At 66.5% G+C, this 20244-nt stretch carries 23 protein-coding genes; 8 read left to right on the top strand and 15 right to left on the bottom strand.

Annotated features, from left to right (window positions below):
- Positions 1–9: 9 nt before the first annotated feature.
- Positions 10–216: a hypothetical protein gene (locus QZ670_RS10225; protein ID WP_294254655.1), complete on the bottom strand. Its 207-nt coding sequence runs from the start codon at positions 214–216 to the stop codon at positions 10–12.
- Positions 217–572: 356 nt separating this feature from the next.
- Between QZ670_RS10225 and QZ670_RS10220 the strand changes: the two genes are divergently transcribed.
- Both QZ670_RS10220 and QZ670_RS10215 read left to right on the top strand, forming a co-directional pair.
- Complete coding sequence (locus QZ670_RS10220; protein WP_294254653.1) at positions 573–1043, top strand: YaiI/YqxD family protein; 471 nt, start codon at positions 573–575, stop codon at positions 1041–1043.
- A gap of 135 nt (positions 1044–1178) precedes the next feature.
- Positions 1179–1862 (top strand): PEPxxWA-CTERM sorting domain-containing protein, encoded by a 684-nt coding sequence (locus tag QZ670_RS10215; RefSeq protein ID WP_294254651.1) that lies wholly within the window; start codon positions 1179–1181, stop codon positions 1860–1862.
- 16 nt (positions 1863–1878) lie between these two features.
- Here the strand turns inward: QZ670_RS10215 and QZ670_RS10210 are convergent, their stop codons facing one another.
- Genes QZ670_RS10210 through QZ670_RS10200 form a run of 3 tightly spaced genes read right to left on the bottom strand, consistent with a single transcriptional unit; the run spans position 1879 to position 2531 of the window.
- Positions 1879–2058, bottom strand: coding sequence for a hypothetical protein (locus tag QZ670_RS10210; protein ID WP_010543827.1), 180 nt, complete (start codon positions 2056–2058; stop codon positions 1879–1881).
- Positions 2059–2067: 9 nt separating this feature from the next.
- Positions 2068–2364 (bottom strand): hypothetical protein, encoded by a 297-nt coding sequence (locus QZ670_RS10205; protein WP_294254648.1) that lies wholly within the window; start codon positions 2362–2364, stop codon positions 2068–2070.
- Entirely contained in the window at positions 2364–2531 is a 168-nt protein-coding gene (locus tag QZ670_RS10200) for a hypothetical protein (protein WP_294254645.1), read from the bottom strand. Before QZ670_RS10200 ends, QZ670_RS10205 begins: the two co-directional genes overlap by 1 nt.
- A gap of 229 nt (positions 2532–2760) precedes the next feature.
- Between QZ670_RS10200 and QZ670_RS10195 the strand changes: the two genes are divergently transcribed.
- Positions 2761–3063, top strand: coding sequence for a hypothetical protein (locus QZ670_RS10195; protein ID WP_294254644.1), 303 nt, complete (start codon positions 2761–2763; stop codon positions 3061–3063).
- Between the two features lie 3 nt (positions 3064–3066).
- Here the strand turns inward: QZ670_RS10195 and map are convergent, their stop codons facing one another.
- From map to QZ670_RS10145, 10 genes are all read right to left on the bottom strand, one after another.
- Positions 3067–3837 (bottom strand): type I methionyl aminopeptidase, encoded by a 771-nt coding sequence (gene map / locus QZ670_RS10190; RefSeq protein ID WP_294254642.1) that lies wholly within the window; start codon positions 3835–3837, stop codon positions 3067–3069.
- Position 3838: 1 nt separating this feature from the next.
- The gene (locus QZ670_RS10185) at positions 3839–4045 is read right to left on the bottom strand and encodes a ParD-like family protein (RefSeq protein WP_093295321.1); all 207 of its coding nucleotides are present in this window, start codon (positions 4043–4045) and stop codon (positions 3839–3841) included.
- A gap of 166 nt (positions 4046–4211) precedes the next feature.
- Positions 4212–4796, bottom strand: a complete 585-nt coding sequence (gene eda, locus QZ670_RS10180; protein ID WP_294254785.1) for a bifunctional 4-hydroxy-2-oxoglutarate aldolase/2-dehydro-3-deoxy-phosphogluconate aldolase — start codon at positions 4794–4796, stop codon at positions 4212–4214.
- A 29-nt stretch (positions 4797–4825) separates the two neighbouring features.
- Positions 4826–5794, bottom strand: a complete 969-nt coding sequence (gene glk, locus QZ670_RS10175; protein ID WP_294254638.1) for a glucokinase — start codon at positions 5792–5794, stop codon at positions 4826–4828.
- A 127-nt stretch (positions 5795–5921) separates the two neighbouring features.
- Positions 5922–7745 carry a phosphogluconate dehydratase gene (gene edd / locus QZ670_RS10170; RefSeq protein WP_294254636.1) on the bottom strand — a complete coding sequence of 608 codons (1824 nt, stop codon included), beginning with the start codon at positions 7743–7745 and terminating at the stop codon, positions 5922–5924.
- On the bottom strand, positions 7746–8453 hold the full coding sequence (pgl, locus tag QZ670_RS10165; protein ID WP_294254634.1) for a 6-phosphogluconolactonase: 708 nt from the start codon (positions 8451–8453) through the stop codon (positions 7746–7748).
- 94 nt (positions 8454–8547) lie between these two features.
- Entirely contained in the window at positions 8548–10008 is a 1461-nt protein-coding gene (gene zwf, locus QZ670_RS10160) for a glucose-6-phosphate dehydrogenase (RefSeq protein WP_294254632.1), read from the bottom strand.
- Between the two features lie 137 nt (positions 10009–10145).
- Positions 10146–11084 (bottom strand): N-acetyl-gamma-glutamyl-phosphate reductase, encoded by a 939-nt coding sequence (gene argC, locus QZ670_RS10155; protein WP_294254631.1) that lies wholly within the window; start codon positions 11082–11084, stop codon positions 10146–10148.
- Positions 11081–11347, bottom strand: coding sequence for an SH3 domain-containing protein (locus QZ670_RS10150; protein WP_294254629.1), 267 nt, complete (start codon positions 11345–11347; stop codon positions 11081–11083). The genes argC and QZ670_RS10150 overlap by 4 nt, the downstream gene beginning before the upstream one ends.
- Before the next feature lie 43 nt (positions 11348–11390).
- Positions 11391–11744 carry a MarR family transcriptional regulator gene (locus QZ670_RS10145; protein WP_084253223.1) on the bottom strand — a complete coding sequence of 118 codons (354 nt, stop codon included), beginning with the start codon at positions 11742–11744 and terminating at the stop codon, positions 11391–11393.
- A gap of 239 nt (positions 11745–11983) precedes the next feature.
- Between QZ670_RS10145 and secG the strand changes: the two genes are divergently transcribed.
- The 4 genes from secG to QZ670_RS10125 all read left to right on the top strand — a co-directional run bounded on the left by secG (position 11984) and on the right by QZ670_RS10125 (position 16733).
- Positions 11984–12340 carry a preprotein translocase subunit SecG gene (secG, locus tag QZ670_RS10140; RefSeq protein ID WP_294254621.1) on the top strand — a complete coding sequence of 119 codons (357 nt, stop codon included), beginning with the start codon at positions 11984–11986 and terminating at the stop codon, positions 12338–12340.
- A 107-nt stretch (positions 12341–12447) separates the two neighbouring features.
- Entirely contained in the window at positions 12448–14079 is a 1632-nt protein-coding gene (locus QZ670_RS10135; protein ID WP_294254617.1) for a CTP synthase, read from the top strand.
- A 4-nt stretch (positions 14080–14083) separates the two neighbouring features.
- Complete coding sequence (locus QZ670_RS10130) at positions 14084–14743, top strand: peptidylprolyl isomerase (protein WP_294254612.1); 660 nt, start codon at positions 14084–14086, stop codon at positions 14741–14743.
- 103 nt (positions 14744–14846) lie between these two features.
- Entirely contained in the window at positions 14847–16733 is a 1887-nt protein-coding gene (locus tag QZ670_RS10125; protein ID WP_294254609.1) for a methyl-accepting chemotaxis protein, read from the top strand.
- Between the two features lie 101 nt (positions 16734–16834).
- Here the strand turns inward: QZ670_RS10125 and QZ670_RS10120 are convergent, their stop codons facing one another.
- Positions 16835–17305, bottom strand: a complete 471-nt coding sequence (locus tag QZ670_RS10120; RefSeq protein ID WP_183049392.1) for an Hsp20 family protein — start codon at positions 17303–17305, stop codon at positions 16835–16837.
- A gap of 223 nt (positions 17306–17528) precedes the next feature.
- On the opposite strand from QZ670_RS10120, the gene QZ670_RS10115 reads away from it, so the two are divergent.
- The gene (locus QZ670_RS10115; protein WP_294254603.1) at positions 17529–19904 is read left to right on the top strand and encodes a TonB-dependent receptor; all 2376 of its coding nucleotides are present in this window, start codon (positions 17529–17531) and stop codon (positions 19902–19904) included.
- Positions 19905–20244: the final 340 nt, after the last annotated feature.

The raw sequence follows: 20244 nt of genomic DNA, 5'->3' as shown, positions 1-20244 counted from the left end.
AAAGCGACATCAACGCGATCCCGGTCGAGGCGAGGGCGGTGCTGGTTGCAGCGCCGCCCGCGCTTCGCGTTCGTAGCGCTGCATCGACTCGCCATAGCAGGCGGCAAACATCAGCCGGCTGTCGAAGCGGCGGCGATGCCCGACGATCTTGCCGCGTCGCATGACCGGCACCAGCCTCCCTTCGCGGGCAATCTGCAGCGCGAGATCGAGCGCCATCGTACGGCCCTGATCGACCGCCGCGTCCCAGGCGCGGACGAAGCCCGCGGCGTCGGACGAGTGCGCAGGCGACGCGCGCTCTGCGGCGTCATCCCCACTGCGCGCGCCGCCGCGGCGACGCCGCGATGGGTGGCGAGTTCGGCGATGAAGGCGCGCTGGCGCTCGGCGTTCCAGCCGTCGGCACAGGGGCTGGTGGCGACCGGCGTGAAGTCGAAGGGATCGTCGTCCTCGGGCTGCATGGCAGCGAGATCAAGGCACGGATCAATTGTGTAGGAAAGCGATTCGTTTCCTGTTTGTTCTTTTTGCAATCGGCCGCGGGTTTCGCGTTTCGGCACGGCTGTGGCAGGGGAAGGCGCATGTCGATCCCGCCCCATATTCTTGTCGATGCCGATGCCTGCCCCGTGAAGGAAGAGATCTACAAGGTCGCCTGGCGCCTGGAAGTGCCGGTGACGGTGGTGAGCAACGCGCATCTCCGCATCCCGCAACACCCGCTGCTCAGCCGCGTGGTGGTGAGCGACGGCTTCGACGCGGCCGACGACTGGATCGCCGAGCATACCGATGCCGGTGCGGTGGTGATCACCGCGGATATCCTGCTCGCCGATCGCTGCCTCAAGGCGGGCGCGGCGGCGGTGCTGGCGCCCAACGGCAAGCCGTTCACCACCAGCTCGATCGGCAGCGCGGTGGCGGTGCGGGCGATCATGGCGGACCTGCGCGCCGGCGGCGACCGCATCGGCGGCCCGCCGCCGTTCGGAAAGGAGGACCGCTCGCGTTTCCTTTCAGCGCTCGATGCGGCGCTGGTGCGGGCCAAGCGGGCCGCTGCCGGATGATCCGGAATAAAGCAGGCTAAGCTGTTGATCAATTACGGGACAGCGACGGGCCCGCTTGTCTTGACTCCATCGTGGTTTGGGATACTTCACCGTTAACTATCGATGCATGGGGATGCATTCCGGGGAGATCTTGCGATGAAGAGCCGAGTTTTGTCGAGCGCAGCATTGCTGCTTGCTGTCGTTGGCAGCGCGCCAGCCATGGCGGCGGACTTCTACCTCTTCAACAATTCGCCCAGCGGCACGGTGAAGCTGACGGTGAATGGCGCCGGCAGCATCAATACGTTTCAGACCGGCTGGTTCGACAACAACGGCACGCACTATAACGCCTGGGACAATTACGTCACCGGTAGCCTGACGAGCTGGGGCTCGACGACGGAATATCGCTCCTTCTTCAGCTTCTTTCCGTCGGGACCGGTGACCAGCGCATCGCTGACGATCGGCAATGCGCTCGCCGGCGGCTATGGCAATGCGACCGGGCGGCCGCTCGAGCTGACGCTGTACGATGTGACCAGCTCGATCGTCGGGCTGCAGCAATATAATGGCGCCAAGGGGATCTTCGACGATCTCGGATCGGGCGCGGTGCTTGGGCGCATCACCGTGAACGCCGCGGCCTCGGGCTATACGATCGACCTGAACCAAGCCGGCGTCGATGCAATCAACGCCGCCTATCGCGGCTTCGGCCCGTTCACCGTCGGCGCGCGCCTGACCGCCAGCCCGGTACCCGAGCCGGCGGCCTGGGCGCTGATGCTCGGCGGCTTCGGACTGATCGGCGGCGCGCTGCGCGCACGGCGGCGGCGGACGACGGTCCGCTACGCCTGAGCGGGCTCGCGCCGGCTCAGTGCAGCTTGGCGATCGACAGCCCGTCGAGCTTGGCGCGTTCCTTCACCGATTCCTCGCTGCGGGTCAGCGCCTTGGCGATCGCGCGCAGCGGCATGCCCTTCTTGGCGAGGGTGTGGAGCTTTTGCAGCTCGTCGGGGCGCCAGGGCTGGCGATGTCGTTCGAAGCGTTCGGCCATGGGGGCGTCTTAGTCGATCTTCGCGGCCGGGGCCATGCGGGCGCGCAACATCGTGGTGACGCGCTCGACGCCCGCTTCGCTCGCGCTCGCCACGTCGATCGGGCGACCCCCGAGCGTTTCGTCCTCGCTGTTGAGGAACGACAGCGCCGTCTCGCGATCGGGCAGCGACTGGAAGGCGAGCAGCGCGATTTTCGACTGGCGCGCGATGACTTCGGGCGCCAGCTTGGTCTTGGCGGTGCCGCGGAAGCGCCTGCGATCAAGCTCGTCGGAGGTCGCGCCGACCGCGACCTGGGTGATCGCGCCCATCAGGCGGCGTCCGCCAGGCCATGGGCTAGGCGATAGGCGCGGATCCGCTCGGCATAGCCGGCGGCAAACGCCCGGTGCGAGGCACGCGAGGCCACGCAGGCAGCGGTGCCGGCGCGGGTCACGGCGTTCTGGTGGCGGGAAAGGAGATAGGCGAGGTCCATCGGCATATCCGAGCTGTGCAAGCGAGAACATGACGGACCCAGCCGCCGGCGCTTACGGGAGGGAAGCCGGCGATAGGGTATAAGTGGGGATCGCCGGGCCGTTTCGCAACCGTGGCGATCGCCGGTGGTCTAGTGAAGCGCGCGTACGCATCGCAGCGGGACGCGCGCATCGTGCGCCTGCCGCCATCGTCTCCACGGCTTGCATTAGCGCTGCTGGATTGCACATAAGTCCGGTATGAAGCTTACGCTTGAACAGACCTTGGAAGTTCGCAGCCACGCTCGGCAAAATCATGCCGAGATCTTTCGAAGCAATGCTTGCAGGTGCATCAATTGCAGCGGACGCTTCGCTCCAGAAGACATTGTCGATTGGGTGGGCTCAGCCGGGGACGGCATCCCTGGCCGGCGTGGTGCGCTCCCCAAGAAGCGAGCAGATATTGCAGCTGCTTCGGCCGTCTGCCCGCTCTGTGGGAGTTGGGAAGTTATTGGTGACGCTTCCGGTCTGCCACTGAACGATGCCGAGTTTTGGAAGCAGATTTAGCGTTCAGCCGGCCATCACCCGTTCGCCCTCGCGCAGCGTCAGCACCTCCACGCCGGTCGCCGTCACCGCGACGGTATGCTCGAATTGGGCCGAGAGCTTGCGGTCGTTGGTCACCACCGTCCAGCCGTCGTCGAGCGTGGTCACCTTGCGGGTGCCCTGGTTGAGCATCGGCTCGATCGTGAAGGTCATGCCTTCCCGCAGCTTCATGCCGGTGCCCGGGCGGCCGAAATGGAGGACCGAGGGCTCCTCGTGCATCTCGCGGCCGATGCCGTGGCCGCAATAGTCGCGCACGATCGAATAGCCGTGCTGCTTGGCGTGGCGCTCGATCGCCGCGCCGATGTCGCCGAGCGTGGCGCCGGGGCGGACCTGGGCGATGCCCTTCCACATCGCCTCCTGCGTCACCTTCACCAGGCGGCGGGCCTGGGGCGAGACCTCGCCGACCATGTAGGTCTTGCTCGAATCGGCGATGAAGCCGTTCTTTTCTAGGGTGATGTCGAGGTTGATGATGTCGCCGTCCTGCACGATCGTTTCGGCATCGGGCACACCGTGGCAGACGACATGGTTGATCGAGCAGTTGAGCACGAAGCCATAGCCATACTGCCCCTTGCTCGCGGGGCGGGCGTGGAGCTCGTCGGTGATATAGCGGTCGACCAGCGTGTCGATCTCCAGCGTCGACATGCCGGCGAGCGGCTGGCGGTCGAGCATCTCGAACACCCGGGCGAGGAGGCGGCCGGCCTCGCGCATCAGCTCGAGTTCCTGGGGCGTCTTGACCATCTCAGGCGGCCTCGAGCGCGGCGGCGCCGACCTGTGCCTCGGCCAGCTGGCGGCGGACGATCTCGTTGAAGGGTAGGGTAGGGTTGGCCTCGGCGAGCATGCCGATCTTCATCCAGTATTCGGCCTGGGCGTTGATCGAGCGGCACATCACCGCGCTGGCGCGGCGCGCCTCCTCGTGGAGGTCGTCGGCGATTTTCACGATGCCCATGGGCGCTCCGGTATGGGTGGGACTACGGAGCGTATATGGTTCATATGTTGGTGGCCGCAAGGGTGCGCAGCACTTCAAGCCCCTCCCCTTCAGGCGCATCAGGTCGGTCATGCCGGGGGCATGACCGACCTGATGCTCTAAGGAGGAGGGGCTTAAGAAATGCGAATCACCGCGGCAGCGCGGCGGCTTCGCGGGCCTTGGCTTCGACTTCTTCCAGCGAGCCGCTGCTGATCCAGCTGCCGCCGACGCACAGGATCGGATCGAACGCCAGCCACTCGGGCGCGGTCGCTGGGGTGATGCCGCCGGTCGGGCAGAACTTGGCTTCGTAGAAGGGGCCGGCAAGCGCCTTGAGCGCCTTGAGGCCGCCCGAGGTCTCGGCGGGGAAGAACTTGAAGTGGCTGAGGCCGAGATCCATGCCGCGCATGATGTCGCCGGCATTGGCGATGCCCGGCAGATAGGGCACGCCGCTCTTCACGATCGTGTCGCCCAGGCGATCGGTCAGGCCGGGGGAGACGATGAACTCGGCGTCTTCCTTCATCACCTGTTCGAACTGCTGGGTGTTGACCACGGTGCCGGCGCCGACGATCGCGCCGGGGACCTTCTTCATCTCGCGGATCGCTTCGAGCGCCGCCGGGGTGCGCATCGTCACCTCGAGCACGCGCAGGCCGCCCTTCACCAGCGCCTCGGCGAGCGGACGCGCCTTGGCGGCGTCGTCGATCACCAGCACCGGGATGACCGGCGAGGTGCGCATGATGGCTTCGATCGAAAGGCGGGTGTCGCTCACTGTGCATGCTCCTGGGCGAAGGCGGCGGCAGCGCCGTACAGGCCCGGCTGGGGATGGGTGATCAGCTTGACGGGGATCGTCGCCATCAGGGAGCGGAAACGCCCCTTGGCAACGAATCGCTCGCCGAACCCCGATTGCAGCAGATGGTCCTTGAGGCGCAAGCCCAGACCGCCTGCAATGACCACGGCCTTCGGGCCATGCGCCAGCGCGAGGTCACCGGCGACGGCGCCGAGGCTGAGGCAGAAGCGGTCGAGCGCGGCCACCGCCAGGCTGTCCTTGCCTTCCAGCGCCAGCGTCCAGATCGCCTTGTCGTCGAGGCGGGCGACCGGCACGCCTTCGAGATCGGCCAGCGTCTCGTAGATCGAGACGATCGCCGGGCCGGCGACGATGCGTTCCTTGGAGACGCGCTGATAGGTGCGACGCAGGCGCTTCACCAGCGCGTCCTCGATCGCGTCGAGCGGGGCGAAATCGCTATGGCCGCCTTCTGTGGCGATGATGTCGTAGCCGCCCCGGTGGCGGAATACCTGGGCGACGCCGAGCCCGGTGCCCGGCCCGCAGACGGTGATCGAGCCCTTGTCCGGCAGCGGCGTTTCGGGTCCGCAGAGGTGCAGGAAGGCTTCGTTCTCGAGCTGGGCGACGGCATGGCCGATCGCCTCGAAATCATTGACGATCGTCCAGGTGTCGGCACCCAGCCGATCGGGGATCAGCGGCGGGCGGATGATCCAGGGATTGTTGGTAAGCTTGATGAGGTCGCCGTTGATTGGCGAGGCGACCGCGATCGCGGCGGCCTTGGGCACCGGCCGGCCGAGCTTTTCGCCAAAGGCACGCCAGGCGAGCTGGAGACTTGGATGTTCGGCCACCTTCTGGGTGATCGGCTCGCTGAGCGAGACGACGCGGCCTTCCGCGACCTCTGCCACCGCAAAGCGCGCGTGGGTCCCCCCGATGTCGACGGCGACGACTTCCATCCGATTTCGATCCTCTCTCTGGCGCCCCTGTCAACGTTGCCAGCAGGCGGCCGTTCTTCTTCCCGTCCGCCGCGCGGATGTAAAGTCCGCGCGGTCGTACCGGATATGATTTACATGCGTTACAGTCTTACAGGCCCGCTTCGTGCAGCATCGCCGACGCGCCCTTTTCGGCTTCGTCGCAGTGATGGCGCATCATCGCGAACAGCTCGCGGCCAGTGCCGATAGCGGGCGGGGGCGGGGCGGCCTGTTCGCGCGCGTCCCACTCGTCCGCAGGTACCAGCGCCTCCAGCGTGCCGTTCTCGGCGTCCAGGCGGAGGATGTCGCCGTCGCGCACCTTGCCGATCGGGCCGCCGCCCAGCGCTTCGGGCGACAGGTGGATCGCCGCCGGCACCTTGCCGCTGGCGCCCGACATACGCCCGTCGGTGACCAGCGCCACCTTGAAGCCGCGGTTCTGGAGCACGCCCAGCTGCGGGGTGAGCTTGTGCAGTTCGGGCATGCCGTTGGCGCGCGGGCCCTGGAAGCGGACCACGACGATCACGTCGCGCTCCAGCTCACCGGCCTTGAACGCTTCCAGCACGTCCAGCTGGTCCGAGAACACGCGGGCCGGAGCCTCGATGATCCAGCGCTCGCGCTCGACCGCCGAGACCTTGATGCAGGCGCGGCCGATATTGCCCTTGAGGATGCGGAAACCGCCCTCGGGGGAGAAGGCGGTCTCGACCGTGCGGACGATATTCTCGTCGTTGCTCTTTTCGCCATGCTCGGTCCAGACCAGCGCGTCGCCCTCGATATCGGGCTTGCGGCCATAGGCGGCCATGCCGTCCTTGGCGATGGTCAGCGCGTCGCCGTGCATCAGCCCGGCGCGGAGCAGTTCCTTGATGACGAAGGACGGGCCGCCGGCATCCTCGAACTGGTTCACGTCGGCCGAACCATTCGGATAGACGCGGGTGAGCAAGGGCACGACCCGCGAGAGGCGATCGAAATCCTCCCAGTCGATGGTGATGCCGGCCGCGCGCGCGAAGGCGGGGACGTGGATCAGGTGGTTGGTCGAGCCGCCCGTGGCGAGCAGGACGATCGCCGCGTTCACGATCGCCCGCTCGTCGACGACATGGCCGATCGGGCGGTAATCGTCACCGTTCCAGCCGATCTCGGCGAGGCGATGGACGGCGTGGCGGGTCAGCTCCTGGCGCAGCTTGGTGCCCGGATTGGCGAAGGCCGAGCCGGGGACGTGGAGGCCCATCGCCTCCATCATCATCTGGTTGGAGTTGGCGGTGCCATAAAAGGTGCAGGTGCCCTTGCCGTGATAGGCGGCGATCTCGGAATCGAGCAGCTCTTCGCGCGTCGCCTTGCCCTCGGCATAGCGTTCGCGGACCGCGGCCTTTTCCTTGTTGGGCAGGCCGGAGCGCATCGGGCCGCCCGGGATCAGTACCATCGGCAGGTGGCCGAAGCGCAGCGCGCCCATCAGCAGGCCCGGCACGATCTTGTCGCAGATGCCGAGCAGCGCCGCGCCCTCGAACACGCGGTGGCTGAGCGACACCGCGGTGGCCATCGCGATGGTGTCGCGGCTGAACAGCGACAGCTCCATGCCCTGATAGCCCTGGGTGACGCCGTCGCACATTGCCGGCACGCCGCCCGCCACCTGCGCGGTGGCGCCGGCTTCCATCGCCCACACCTTCAGCTGCTCGGGATAGCGATAATAGGGTGCATGGGCCGACAGCATGTCGTTGTAAGACGTCACGATGCCGATGTTCATGCGGTTGCCCGCCTTCAGCGCATCGCGCTGTTCCTCGGTGCCGGCATAGGCGTGGGCGAGGTTGGCGCAGCCCAGCTTCGGCCGATCATTGCCCGATTCGTGCTCGCGGCGGATCAGGTCGAGATAGGCGGTACGGCCGGCCTTGGACCGCTCGATCACCCGATCGGTGACGGCTGCGATTTCGGCGTGCAGATTGGCCATTTACAGGCTCCAGTGGATGTCGACGGGCAGTTCGGTTTCGGCGAGGACGCGGCCGATCGGCAGGGTCGAGCCGGCGCCCTCGGCAATGGCGCGCTCCAGCACGTCCTTCTTCTCCTGGCCGGTAATCGCGATCATCAGCGCGCGCGCCGAGACGATCGCAGCGAGCGACAGCGACACGCGGGCGACCGGGGCCTCGGGCGGCAGCGGGTCGGGCATCACGCCCAGCGCGCGGCGCTCCTTGGGGCCGGTCAGTGCCTCGGCGAGGTCAGGGCCGGGGAAGATCGAGGCGGTGTGGCCATCGGCGCCCATGCCGAGCAGGCAGAGATCGAGCGGCCAGTGGAAATCCTGCAGGCGCGCGTCCGCCGCGCGGCCGGCGGCCTTATAGTCGTCGGCCTTCTCGCTGACGACCGGGATCACCCGCGCGCCGAGCGGCAGGAACACCTTGGCGAGGCCGGTGACGTTCGACATCGGATCGCCCATCGGCACGATGCGATCGTCGGTGGGGATGATCGTGACGCGCTTCCAGTCGAGCTTGGCCTTGCTCAGCTTGGCGTAGATCGGGCCCGGCGTGCGGCCGCCGGCAAGCGCGATGACCGCGGCGCCGCGCGCGTCGATCGCGCTCTCGATGATGAACTGCACGTCGCCGGCGAGCGCGTCGCCCATCTCGGCGGCGTCTTCATAGTCCCACCATTCGATTTCGGTCGTCATGTAAGCTCCTTCAATTTGGTGGGACCGCAAGGCGGCCGTCCAGCCGCGCGGGTCCGATATAGGGGCAGGGGGGCGATTGCGCTCCCCCTCCCGATCATTCGTGCCAGTGCACCCCGTCGCGCTCGGTGAGCGCGATCGAGAGCGAGGGGCCCCAGCTGCCCGAAGCATAGGGCTTGGGCTTGAGGTCGTTGGCGTCCCAGCCGGCGCGGATCGCGTCGATCCATTCCCATTGCGCTTCCACCTCGTCGCGGCGGACGAACAGCGTGGGGTCGCCCTCGATCAGATCGAGCAGCAGGCGCTCATAGGCGATGCGGCGGGTGGTACCCGCGAATTCGGTGTCGAGGCTCAGGTTGAGCGGCACTTCGCGCAGGCGATAGCCTTCGCGGTCGAGGCCCGGCTGCTTGGCCATCACCAGCAGCTGGACATATTCCTCGGGCTGCAGGCGGATGACCAGCGCGTTGGGCTGGAGCATGCCGCCGCGCTCGGCGAAGATCGAGTGCGGCACCGGCTTGAACTGGATGACGATTTCGGAGCGGCGCTCGGCGAGGCGCTTGCCGGTGCGGAGATAGAAGGGAACGCCCTGCCAGCGCCAATTGTCGACATGCGCCTTGATCGCGACGAAGGTCTCGGTGCGAGAGTCCTTGCCGAGATCGGTGGCATAATCGCGGACGATCTGCCCCTTAACGGCACCGCCGCCATATTGGCCGATCACGGTGAGGTTGGGGGCCTCGGCAGCTGGGATCTTGCGCAGCGAACGCAGGACCTTGACCTTCTCGTCACGGATTGAGGTGCCGTCGAAGCGGGCAGGGGGCTCCATCGCGATCAGCGCGACCAGTTGGAGCATATGGTTCTGCACCATGTCGCGCAGCGCGCCGGTATCCTCGTAGAAGCCGGCGCGGCCTTCGAGGCCCACCGTCTCCGAGACGGTGATCTGCACACTGTCGATGCCGCGGGCGTTCCACACCGGCTCGAACAGCGAGTTGCCGAAGCGCAGCGCCAGGATGTTCTGCACCGTCTCCTTGCCGAGATAGTGGTCAATGCGGAAGGTGCGCTCCTCGGGGAAGGCTTCGGCCACGATGTCGTTGATCTCGCGGCTGGAGGCGAGGTCGCGGCCGAGCGGCTTTTCCAGGCTGATGCGGACATTCTCGCCGGCGAGGCCAGCTGATTCGAGCCCCTTGATCGTCGGACCGAACAGCCAGGGCGCGGTCGACAGGAAGATGGCGAGCCCGCCCGAGATGTCGCCCAGCTTGTCCTTCAACGCGGCATAGCCATCGGTCTGCGAGGCATCGAGCGTCTGATAGTGCACGCGCTGCAGGAAGCCGGCGACAGCGCTGTCGTCCTTCCGGTCGGCGGGCAGGAACTGGTCGAGCGCCTTGGCGGCGAAGGCGCGATAGCCGTCGTCGTCATATTCGGAGCGTGCAGTGCCGGTGATGGTGAGGCCATCGGGAAGCAGCCCATCGGCGTGCAGCGCGTAGAGCGAGGGGAGCAGCATACGCTGCGCCAGATCACCGGTGGCACCGAACAGAAGCAATTTGCCGACGGGCTGAAGCATCATTTCCCTCTCGATTGGTTCGCCCCGCGAGACACCAATGCGGCCGAAAGATCAAGCCGAAGGGGAGGAATAGGTATGCGAAGGCGGCAGATTTTGAAGTTTGATTTCCCCTCCCGCGTACGGGAGGGGAATCCGGACGCTCAGAGAACCAGCCCCGCAGTCGGTTCTAGCCCGGCCATGATGTTGAGGTTCTGCACCGCGGCACCCGCGGCGCCCTTGCCGAGATTGTCGAGCGTGGCGATCAGCCGCGCCTGGCGGGTATCGTCATTGCCGAACACGCGGACCGACAGGCGATCGGTGCCGGCATTTTCCTCGATGCTCACTGTCGCCACATCGGCGGGCAGCACCTGCACCACCGGCGAGTCGCGATAGGCGTCGCGCAGGACGTTCTCCAGCGCCTCGACCGACGGCTTTCGGGTGAAGGCGAACAACGGCAGCGGCACCTCCACGATCATGCCGCGATAGGTGCGGGCGACCGACGGCAGGAAGATCGGCGGATGCTCGATCCGCGCATGCTTCTGCATCTCGGGCACATGCTTGTGCGCGAGCGACAGGCCATAGGGCCGGAAGGCGGTATCGGTCGCATCGGCGCCGCTGCCCTCAAACTCGGCGATCATCGCGCGGCCACCGCCCGAATAGCCCGAGACGGCGTTGACGCTCAGTGGAAAGTCGTGGGGGATCAGCCCGGCGCGGATCAGCGGGCGGACCAGCGCGAGAAAGCCGGTGGGATAGCAGCCGGGATTGCTCACCCGCGCCGCCTCGGCGATCGCCGCAGCCTGGCCGGGCTCGAGCTCGGCGAAGCCATAGGTCCAGTCGGCGGCGGTGCGGTAGGCGGTCGAGGCGTCGATCACCCGCGTGCGCTCGTTCTCGATCATCGCCACCGCTTCGCGCGCCGCATCGTCGGGCAGGCAGAGGATGACGAAATCTGCGGCGTTGAGCGCGTCGGCGCGCTTCCTGGGATCCTTGCGGTCCTGATCGTCCAGGACCATCACCTCGATCTCGGCGCGCCCGGCAAGGCGCTCGCGAATCTCGAGGCCTGTCGTCCCCGCGGCGCCGTCGATGAACACCCGCGCGATCATTCGGTCTCCCCCAAGGCCGATGCGTCGATATAGCCGACCAGGGCTGGGCCCGGGGCGACACCCCAGGCGTGGCTGCCGGCGATTTCGAGAACCTCGAACACATCGCCCTCGCGGAGCGTGGTCAGGGCGGGCTCGTCGCCCTTGGCCGAGGCGCGCAGCGGCGTCTCGAAATGGATCACCCGCGGCATCGGCGACGCATAATGCGGCGCGAAGACGCGGCCTGCCAGGCGGATATCGGCGATGTCGGGGCGGACGGCGTCCACCCGGGGATCGATCGCGGCCGAACGGCCGTCCAGCGCCAGGCGCTTACGCGTCGGCGCGCTCTGGGACTGGCTCGCTGATGGTGTTGCCAGCGAGGAAATGCCCGAACTCTGCAAGAAACTCTGCCCCTTCCGCGGTACGCGCTACGAAGATGTTGCGCTTGTCGGTGTCGTCGCGCTGGCGGCGCAGATAGCCGAGCGTGCCCAGGCGATTCAAGGCGCGCGTGACCACCGGCTTCGAGACGTTGAGCGCCCGCGCCAGACCGCGCACCGTATGGGGGCCGGGGTCCAGATATACAAGCATCAGCAGCGCCATCTGCCGATTGGTGAGATCGGGCTCTCCCGACCGCACATAATCGATCAGCGTATTCTTCCATCCCCATAGGGTCTGTTCGGACATAGCGTTCACAAGCACCACTCGTTCGTTTCAGGCCCGGCACGGCATCGAACCGAAGAAACAAACGCGCATTTTACAACTAGGTTTCAGTGCGCGGGCGAAATGTTGTGCGAAAAGCGCGACGAAAATGCTGATGCGCCATGGGGTTGCGGAACGACGATGGAGTCGGGTGCGGAACAGGCGGTTGATTGCGCCGGACGGCTCGCCTATGTCGCGCCCTTCGCTAACGGGCACCGGATTTCATGTTCACCTTCCTCCTCGTCGTACAGTTCATCATCGCCGCCCTGCTGGTGGGGGTGATCCTCGTTCAGAAGTCGGAGGGTGGCGGTCTCACCTCGGGCGGCAGCCCGGCCGGTCTCATGTCGGCACGCGGCGCGGCCGATTTCCTCACCCGCTTGACCGCGATCCTGGCGACCGCGTTCATCCTGATGAGCATCGTGCTCGCCTTCCTGGCAGCCACCCGGCACTCGACCAAGATCGACGCGGGCCTGCAGAAGGCGCCCGCCGCGGTCGCTCCGCTGACGGTCCCGACCGCCCCGGCGCCCACCGGCAACGATACGGCACCCACCGGCAACAGCGCGGTTCCGTTCAGCCAGTAAGCTTCCGTAGTTCGCCGCGCTTGCGGCGAATTAACCGTAAAAATTGCGCAACCGGCGGATTCGAACGCTTGCCGGTCTGCGCCCTTTGACGTTAGGCGTTTTCTCCCATGGCGCGGTACATCTTCATCACCGGCGGCGTGGTCTCCTCGCTCGGCAAGGGTCTCATGGCAGCGAGCCTCGCGGCGCTGCTCCAGGCCCGTGGCTATCGAGTCCGCATCCGCAAGTTCGATCCCTATCTCAACGTCGATCCCGGCACGATGTCGCCGCACCAGCATGGTGAGGTGTACGTCACCGACGACGGCGCCGAGACCGATCTCGACCTGGGGCATTACGAGCGCTTCACCGGCGTGACCGCGCGCCAGGCCGACAACGTCACGTCGGGCCGGATCTACAAGACGATCATCGAGCGCGAGCGTCGCGGCGACTATCTGGGCGCAACCGTGCAGGTCGTCCCACACGTCACCGATGCGATCAAGGCGTTCGCGCAGGCCGAGACCGAGGATCTCGATTTCGTGCTGTGCGAAATCGGCGGCACGGTGGGCGACATCGAGTCGCTGCCGTTCATCGAGGCGATTCGCCAGCTCCGCAACGATCTCGGCCGCGGCCAGACGGTCAGCATCCACGTGACGCTGGTGCCGTTCATCGCCGCCGCGGGCGAGCTCAAGACCAAGCCGACCCAGCATAGTGTGCGCGAGCTCGCTGCTCTCGGTGTCCAGCCCGACGTGCTGGTATGCCGTGCCGAGCGTCCGCTGCCCGCTGGCGAGCGCGCCAAGATCGCGCAGTTCTGCAACGTGCCGACCTCGGCGGTGATCCCGGCGCTCGACGCCAAGAGCATCTATGCGGTGCCCTTGCAGTATCATGGCGAAGGCCTGGACGGCGAAGTGCTCAAGGCCTTCGGCATCGAGCCCGGCCCGTCGCCCGACCTCAGCCGCTGGAGCGGCATCGTCGAGCGGCTGCAGAACCCCGAGGGCGAAGTTACCATCGGCGTGGTCGGCAAGTATATGGGCGTGCCGGATGCCTATAAGTCGCTCACCGAGGCGCTGGTCCATGGCGGCATCGCCAACAAGGTGAAGGTCAATATCCGCTGGCTCGACGCCGAATTGTTCGAGCAGGAAGAGGCCGAAGTCGCCGCGATGCTCGAGCCGATGCACGGCATCCTCGTCCCCGGCGGGTTCGGCGAGCGCGGCAGCGAGGGCAAGATCGCCGGCGTGCGCTTCGCGCGCGAGCGGGGCGTGCCGTTCTTCGGCATCTGCCTCGGCATGCAGATGGCGTGCATCGAGGGCGTCCGCGCCCAGGGCATCGCCGACGCCTCGACCACCGAGTTCGGCCCGACGCAGGAGCCGGTGGTCGGCATGATCACCGAATGGATGACCGCCGACGGCCTGCAGAAGCGCGAGGAAGGCGGCGATCTGGGCGGCACGATGCGGCTGGGCGCCTATCCGGCCAAGCTCGGCGGCAACAGCGTCGTCGCCTCGATCTACGGCACCGACTCGATCAGCGAGCGCCACCGCCACCGCTATGAGGTGAACACCGCCTACAAGCCGGTGCTGGAAGAAGGCGGTCTCGTCTTCTCGGGCATGTCGCCCGACGGCACGCTGCCCGAGATCGTCGAGCGGCCGGACCATCCCTGGTTCGTCGGCGTGCAGTTCCACCCCGAGCTCAAGTCCAAGCCATTCGATCCGCACCCGCTGTTCGCGGGCTTCATCGAAGCCGCCGTCAAGCACTCGCGGCTCGTCTAAGGGCGTGCTGCGACGGGCCTTCGTCGCCGGGCTGGCGCTGCTGGCGGTGTCCGCAGCGCCGGCACCGCAGCAGCCGCGGCCGATGCCCGGCCAGGTCCGGGTGCGGCTGGTGACGAGCATGGGTGCGATCACGCTGGCGCTGGATGCCAAGCGCGCACCGAAGACGGTCGCCAACTTCCTCGCCTATGTCGATGACGGGCGGCTGGAGGGCACCGCTTTCTACCGCACCGCGCGGCGCAAGACCGAGCCGAGCAAGGGCTTCATCCAGGGCGGCGTCGGCACCGACGCGCGCCGGATGCTCGACCCGCTGCCGCTCGAGCCGACCAGCAAGACCGGGCTCAAGCACCTCAATGGCACGATCTCGATGGCGCATGGGCCGAATCCCAATTCGGCCAACGGCAATTTCTCGATCATGATCGGCGATAATCCGGGGCTCGATGCGCGTGGGCCGAACCTCGGCTTCGCGGCGTTCGGCCAGGTGATCGGCGGCATGGACGTGGTCCAGCACATCCTGGCACTGCCCAGCGGCGGCGGGCGCGACGTGATGAAGGGCCAGATGATCCTCAAGCCGGTGACGATCGTGCGCGCCGAGCGGCTGGACGGGGTGGCGAAGCCTACCGGGCGGGTGCGGCCTTGGCTGTTGGGGTTGAAGCCGGCGGGGTGAGCCGTCGTTAGAAGAAATCTCTTATGTTCAAAAACTTGCAGCGTCGAGTTTTTTATACAATCGTTTCCACGCCCGCTCTGACGTTTCTATAAGGTTTCCAGCCGTGCTTCACCTGTCGGTCGCCGGTTTGGAGAACGCGTATATGCTGGCCAGCTACACGATCCGTGCGAAGCTGATGTTCTGTCTCGTCCTGTTCGCGATCGCGTTCGGGACAACTATTCTGACGCTAAACCTCAGCGTCCGGGCCAACACCGCCAAATTCGACACGCTGCTTGAGGATCGCGTGCTGCCGCTTCGGCAGCTCAAGGCCGTGGCAGACGCCTATGCCGTCAGCATCGTCGATGCATCGCACAAGGCGCGCAATGGCAATTTCACGATCGCCGAAGCGGAGAAGCAGGTCTCAGAGGGGCGGGCGATCGCTGCGGCCAATTGGAAGGCATATCGCGCAACGTCGATCGACGGGCATGAGGCGGATCTCGCTGCTACCGCCGAGGCACGTATCCGATCGGCGGATGCCGAAGCAGACGTGCTCGAGACCTTGCTCAAGCGCAACGATCGCGCCGGCCTTGATGCCTTCGTAGTACACCGCCTCTATCCTGCGATCGACCCCGTCTCGGCAGCGCTGGGCGACCTGGTGGCCGAGCAGATCCGCATTTCGGAACAGGTGACCGGAGACGCCAGCGCCCAAAACCACCTCGTCGCCTGGATCGCGATCGGGATTGCGGTGCTGGTCGCTGCCGTGTGGCTGTTCGCGCTGCAGATCGCGCGCAAGAGCATTATCCGCCCCATCGGCACGCTGGCGGATACCATGGAGGCGCTGGCGGCGGCGCAGGTCACCAGCATTCCCTACACCAAGCAGGGCGACGAGATCGGGCGTATGGCACGGGCGTGCGAAGTCTTCCGGCTCGCCGCGGCTGAACGCGCACGTGCGGAAGAGGAGAATGCCGCAACGCAGGCGCAGGTCACCAGCGCGCTGCGTACCGCGATCACGGCTATTTCGGCCGGCGACCTCACGCACGACATTCGAGACGCCTTCCCGAGGGACTATGAACCCGTCCGGCAGGAATTCAACGCAGCGCTGGAAAGTCTGCGCGGGCTGATTTCCGCCGTGCTGGGAAGCGCGACTGCGATCAATGGCGGCGCCGGCGAGATTGCGCAGGCATCCGAGGACCTGGCGCGGCGCACCGAAGCCAATGCGGCGAGCCTGGAAGAAACTGCAGCCGCGATCACGCAAATGGACGGCCGGCTCAAGGCGACGGCGATCGCCGCGGCCGAGACGGTGTCGCGTGCCGACGGTGCGACCGCTACGGTGGGCAGCGGTCGTGCCACTACCGACGCCGCGGTGGCGGCGATGACGCGCGTCGCGGAAAGTGCCAAGGGCATCGACAGCGTCATCGAAGGCCTCGACAAGATCGCGTTCCAGACGCGGGTGCTGGCGATGAACGCGGCGGTTGAGGCAGGCCGCGCGGGCGAGGCGGGCCGGGGTTTCGCCGTGGTCGCCGATCTTGTTTCGGCACTGGCCATGCGCGCGGAGGAGGAGGCCGGGCGCGCCCGTGATCAGCTGACGGCGACGCAGACCGATATCGTCGCCGCGGTCGGCATGGTGCAGAAGGTGGATGCGGCGCTCGCCGTGATCGCATCGGATGTCGATGAGGTGCACAGCCTGTTGTCCGGCATGGCGTCAGACAACCAGGCCCAGTCCACTGCGGTGACCCAAATCTCGTCTGCCGTCGGCACGATGGATCAATCTACCCAGCAAAATGCCGCGATGGTGGAGCAGACTTCGGCTGCGGCACGCAATCTCTCAGGCGAAGTCCAGGCGCTCATGACGCAGGCGCATCGCTTCGATGTCGGCGCTCGGCACTCGACTCCGAAGCGCGCAACGCGGGCCGCCGCGCCGTCAGCCGGCTATGTCTCACCCGTCAAGCCGATGGCCGTCGCCGCACCGGTACTGGCGTCAACGAACGAGGGCGAGTGGGCGTCGTTTTGAGCCGGGCGGTCGTCCAGGCATAGAAAAGGCGCCCGGGCCGAAGCCCGGGCGCCCCGTCGCGGCGCCTAAGGGAGGGGGACGCCGCGAGCTCTCAGATAGGATTACGCCGCGTTGGCCGTGCGATGGTCGATCGCGGCCGGCTCGCTGCCGGTACCCACCTGGATCTTCTTGGGCTTCATCGCCTCGGGCACTTCGCGCAGCAGCTCGATCGTCAGCAGACCGTCGGCCAGGTTGGCACTTTCCACCCGCACGAAATCGGCGAGTTCGAAGCGGCGCTCGAAGCTGCGGTTGGCGATGCCCAGGTGGAGATAATTGCCCTGGTTGTTCTCATTCTCCCCGGCCTTCTTGCCGGCGACCAGCAGCAGGTTCTGCTGCGCGGTGATGTCGATCTCCTCGGGCTTGAAGCCGGCCACCGCAATGGTGATGCGATAGCGGTCTTCGGCAAGACGCTCGAGGTTGAAGGGGGGATAGTTTTCCGAATTCGCCTGGCGGGCGCTGGCTTCTAGCATGTCGAACAGCCGGTCGAACCCGATCGCCGAGCGACGGAAGGGAGTAAAGTCAAGCTGACGCATCTTCAGATTCTCCTGTGAGCAATTTGAACGTCATGGATCTCGATGCCCGGCCAACTGCCGCGACACCGGTGCGAAGCCCGTTCGGCGCCTCGCCACGCTGATCTGGTGTTGCAGTTCGTGGATTCAAGGGGGGGCAATCCCGGCTAGGCGGGCCTAAACATCTCCTTCCTCGCTAAACCCCATCACTCCAGTGGAGATTGCGGCAACGAACTAGGGGAACATGATGAGCCTGCCGCTGATTCCGCTGCTGCTGCTGTCCACCGCGATGCCTGCCGCACACGATCCCGATGTGCCGGTGCCTGCCGCGGCCGACGAGCCGCAGCGCCAGGACGGCGACATCGTCGTGACTGCGCGTCGCCGCGAGGAGCGGGTGCAGGAGGTGCCGGTCGCCCTTTCGGTGTTGAGCGGCGCGACGCTGGCCGAGGTGGGGGCGTTCAACGTGGCCCGCATCCAGCAATCGCAGCCGGCGCTGCAATTCTATTCAAGCAACCCCCGCAACACCGCGATCAACATTCGCGGGCTCGGCGCGCCGTTCGGCCTCACCAATGACGGGATCGAGCAGGGCGTCGGCTTCTATGTCGACGGCGTCTATATCGGCCGGGTCGGCGCCTCGACCTTCGACTTCGTCGATGTCGAGCGCGTCGAGGTGCTGCGCGGGCCGCAGGGTACGCTGTACGGCAAGAACACCACGGCCGGCGCGATCAACATCACCACCCGCAAGCCCAGCTTCACCCCCGAGGTGCGCTACGAGGTGAGCGCCGGCAACTATAACTTCCTGCAGATCAAGGGCTCAGCCTCGGCGCCGATCGCCGACGACAAGCTGGCGGTGCGCCTGTCGACCTCGGTGACCAAGCGCCAGGGCACCATCTACGACACCAGGTCGGACACCAATCTCCACCGGCTCGACAATTACGGGGTGCGCGGGCAGCTGCTGTGGCGCGCGGCACCGAACCTCGACCTGACGCTGTCGGGCGACTTCAACCTGCAGAACCCGCTGTGCTGCGTGCAATACTACGTCCGTACCGGCGCGACGCAGCGACCGCTCAACCGGCAATATGCGGCGTTGGCGGCGGCGTTCGGCTATGCGTCCCCGAGCACCGATCCGTTCGACCGCCGCACCGATCTCGATGCCGACATCAATTCGCGCCAGGAGATCGGCGGCGCCTCGCTGGTCGCGAACTGGGATCTGGGCCCGGCGACGGTCACCTCGGTCAGCGCCTGGCGCTATTGGGACTGGCAGCCGGCCAATGATCGCGACTTCGTCGGCCTGCCGATCACCACCGTATCGCAGAATCCGTCGCAGCAGAAGCAGGTGACGCAGGAGCTGCGGATCGCCTCGAACGGCAAGAACCGGCTCGATTACACTGCGGGCGTGTTCGTCTTCCACCAGACGATCGACACCCAGGGCTCGCAGGTGCAGGGCCCGGCGGCGAGCCGCTGGCTGCTCAACCCGACCAGCGCGGCGGCGAGCAACCCGGCGACGCTCAACGGGCTGACCTCGAAGAACACGATCGGGTTCGACAACACCAGTTTCGCGGTGTTCGGCAAGCTCAACTGGGAGGTCGTGCCCCGCTTGCGCTTCCAGCCCGGCCTGCGGGTGAACTACGACAAGAAGACCGGATCGTACCTCGCGGTGGTCACCAACGGTGCTGGCAGCACGACGCTCACCGCCGACCAGCGCGGCGTGCTGGCGCCGCAGAATTACTCGGCGCGGTTCAGCGACTGGAACGTATCGGGCGACGCGACGCTCTCCTATGACTTCGCCCGCGACGTGCACGGCTATGCGACCTATGCGCGCAGCTTCAAGTCCGGCGGCATCAACCTGTCCGGCCTGCCGCTCGATCTGAACAACAACCCGATCCTGGGGGCGGCCTCGGTCAAGCCCGAGAAGGTCAACCATTTCGAGCTGGGCCTGAAGACCCAGTTCCTCGATCGCCGCGCGACCCTGAACCTCGCCGGCTTCTGGACCGAGGTGAAGGATTATCAGGCGACCGTCACCAACGGCCAGTTGGGGGTTATCCGCGGCTATCTCGCCAATGCCGACAAGGTGCGGGTGCGCGGCGTCGAGTTCGATTCGAACTTCCAGCCGACCGATCGCTTCAAGCTCTACGTCAACGGCGCCTATACCGACGCCAAATATGTCCGCTTCCGCGACGCACCGTGCCCGCCCGAGCTGGCGGGCGGCACCACCGGCGCGACGCCGAGCGCGCCCGGCACGCCGGGCGGGGTGAGCCCGGCCAATTGCGACATCTCGGGCCAGGTGCTGCCGGGCATTTCGAAATGGGCGCTCGGCTTCGGCGGCGAGGTGAATGCGCCGGTGCAGGAAGGGCAGGTCTATCTCGGCTATGATGGCAGCTGGCGCTCGCGCTTCTCGTCCAACCCGTCGCCTTCGGCCTATACCTGGATCGACGGTTATGCGCTCTCCAGCTTCCGGCTCGGCTATCGCAAGGGCAAGGTGAACGCCTTCGCCTGGGTACGGAACGCCTTCGATAAGCGCTATTTCGAGCTGCTCTCGGTGCAGTCGGGCAATACCGGGCTGATCGTGGGCCAGCCGGGCGATCCGCGCACTTGGGGTTTCACGATCAGCGATTCCTTCTGATCGCGACACGCACTGGCCTCCCGCCATGGCCGGGGGAGGTTGGCGGGCGGGGCGGGGCGACCTGCTCCGCCCGATATTCTGCGATATAGGCCTGCGCGTCGCATGAGGGCGCGGCTTTCCACCCGCGTCATCCCGGCGAAAGCCGGGATCCATTCGCCTATCGCTTGAAGAAGGAGCGGATCCGGAGACCCCAATGGATCCCGGCTTCCGCCGGGATGACGCTCAGGGGGCGGGCACGCCGCGACGGCCACGCAACAAGTCCGCGCGTAGATCATGCCGAGATAAAACAGCCAGCAAAGGCCCCGGAAAAGCAAACGCCCGGGCCGTTTCCGACCCGGGC

This window comes from uncultured Sphingomonas sp., assembly GCF_913774285.1.
In the GTDB taxonomy this organism is placed as follows: Bacteria; Pseudomonadota; Alphaproteobacteria; order Sphingomonadales; family Sphingomonadaceae; genus Sphingomonas.
This window is presented reverse-complemented; position numbering and strand designations above follow the sequence as displayed.

Bases quoted from the DNA above. Each gene is read 5' to 3' on its own strand.
- QZ670_RS10225 (WP_294254655.1), bottom strand. From the start codon at position 216: ATGGCGCTCGATCTCGCGCTGCAGATTGCCCGCGAAGGGAGGCTGGTG.
- QZ670_RS10220 (WP_294254653.1), top strand. From the start codon at position 573: ATGTCGATCCCGCCCCATATTCTTGTCGATGCCGATGCCTGCCCCGTG.
- QZ670_RS10215 (WP_294254651.1), top strand. From the start codon at position 1,179: ATGAAGAGCCGAGTTTTGTCGAGCGCAGCATTGCTGCTTGCTGTCGTT.
- QZ670_RS10210 (WP_010543827.1), bottom strand. From the start codon at position 2,058: ATGGCCGAACGCTTCGAACGACATCGCCAGCCCTGGCGCCCCGACGAG.
- QZ670_RS10205 (WP_294254648.1), bottom strand. From the start codon at position 2,364: ATGGGCGCGATCACCCAGGTCGCGGTCGGCGCGACCTCCGACGAGCTT.
- QZ670_RS10200 (WP_294254645.1), bottom strand. From the start codon at position 2,531: ATGCCGATGGACCTCGCCTATCTCCTTTCCCGCCACCAGAACGCCGTG.
- QZ670_RS10195 (WP_294254644.1), top strand. From the start codon at position 2,761: ATGAAGCTTACGCTTGAACAGACCTTGGAAGTTCGCAGCCACGCTCGG.
- map (WP_294254642.1), bottom strand. From the start codon at position 3,837: ATGGTCAAGACGCCCCAGGAACTCGAGCTGATGCGCGAGGCCGGCCGC.
- QZ670_RS10185 (WP_093295321.1), bottom strand. From the start codon at position 4,045: ATGGGCATCGTGAAAATCGCCGACGACCTCCACGAGGAGGCGCGCCGC.
- eda (WP_294254785.1), bottom strand. From the start codon at position 4,796: ATGCGCACCTCGCCGGTCATCCCGGTGCTGGTGATCGACGACGCCGCC.
- glk (WP_294254638.1), bottom strand. From the start codon at position 5,794: ATGGAAGTCGTCGCCGTCGACATCGGGGGGACCCACGCGCGCTTTGCG.
- edd (WP_294254636.1), bottom strand. From the start codon at position 7,745: ATGGCCAATCTGCACGCCGAAATCGCAGCCGTCACCGATCGGGTGATC.
- pgl (WP_294254634.1), bottom strand. From the start codon at position 8,453: ATGACGACCGAAATCGAATGGTGGGACTATGAAGACGCCGCCGAGATG.
- zwf (WP_294254632.1), bottom strand. From the start codon at position 10,008: ATGATGCTTCAGCCCGTCGGCAAATTGCTTCTGTTCGGTGCCACCGGT.
- argC (WP_294254631.1), bottom strand. From the start codon at position 11,084: ATGATCGCGCGGGTGTTCATCGACGGCGCCGCGGGGACGACAGGCCTC.
- QZ670_RS10145 (WP_084253223.1), bottom strand. From the start codon at position 11,744: ATGTCCGAACAGACCCTATGGGGATGGAAGAATACGCTGATCGATTAT.
- secG (WP_294254621.1), top strand. From the start codon at position 11,984: ATGTTCACCTTCCTCCTCGTCGTACAGTTCATCATCGCCGCCCTGCTG.
- QZ670_RS10135 (WP_294254617.1), top strand. From the start codon at position 12,448: ATGGCGCGGTACATCTTCATCACCGGCGGCGTGGTCTCCTCGCTCGGC.
- QZ670_RS10120 (WP_183049392.1), bottom strand. From the start codon at position 17,305: ATGCGTCAGCTTGACTTTACTCCCTTCCGTCGCTCGGCGATCGGGTTC.
- QZ670_RS10115 (WP_294254603.1), top strand. From the start codon at position 17,529: ATGAGCCTGCCGCTGATTCCGCTGCTGCTGCTGTCCACCGCGATGCCT.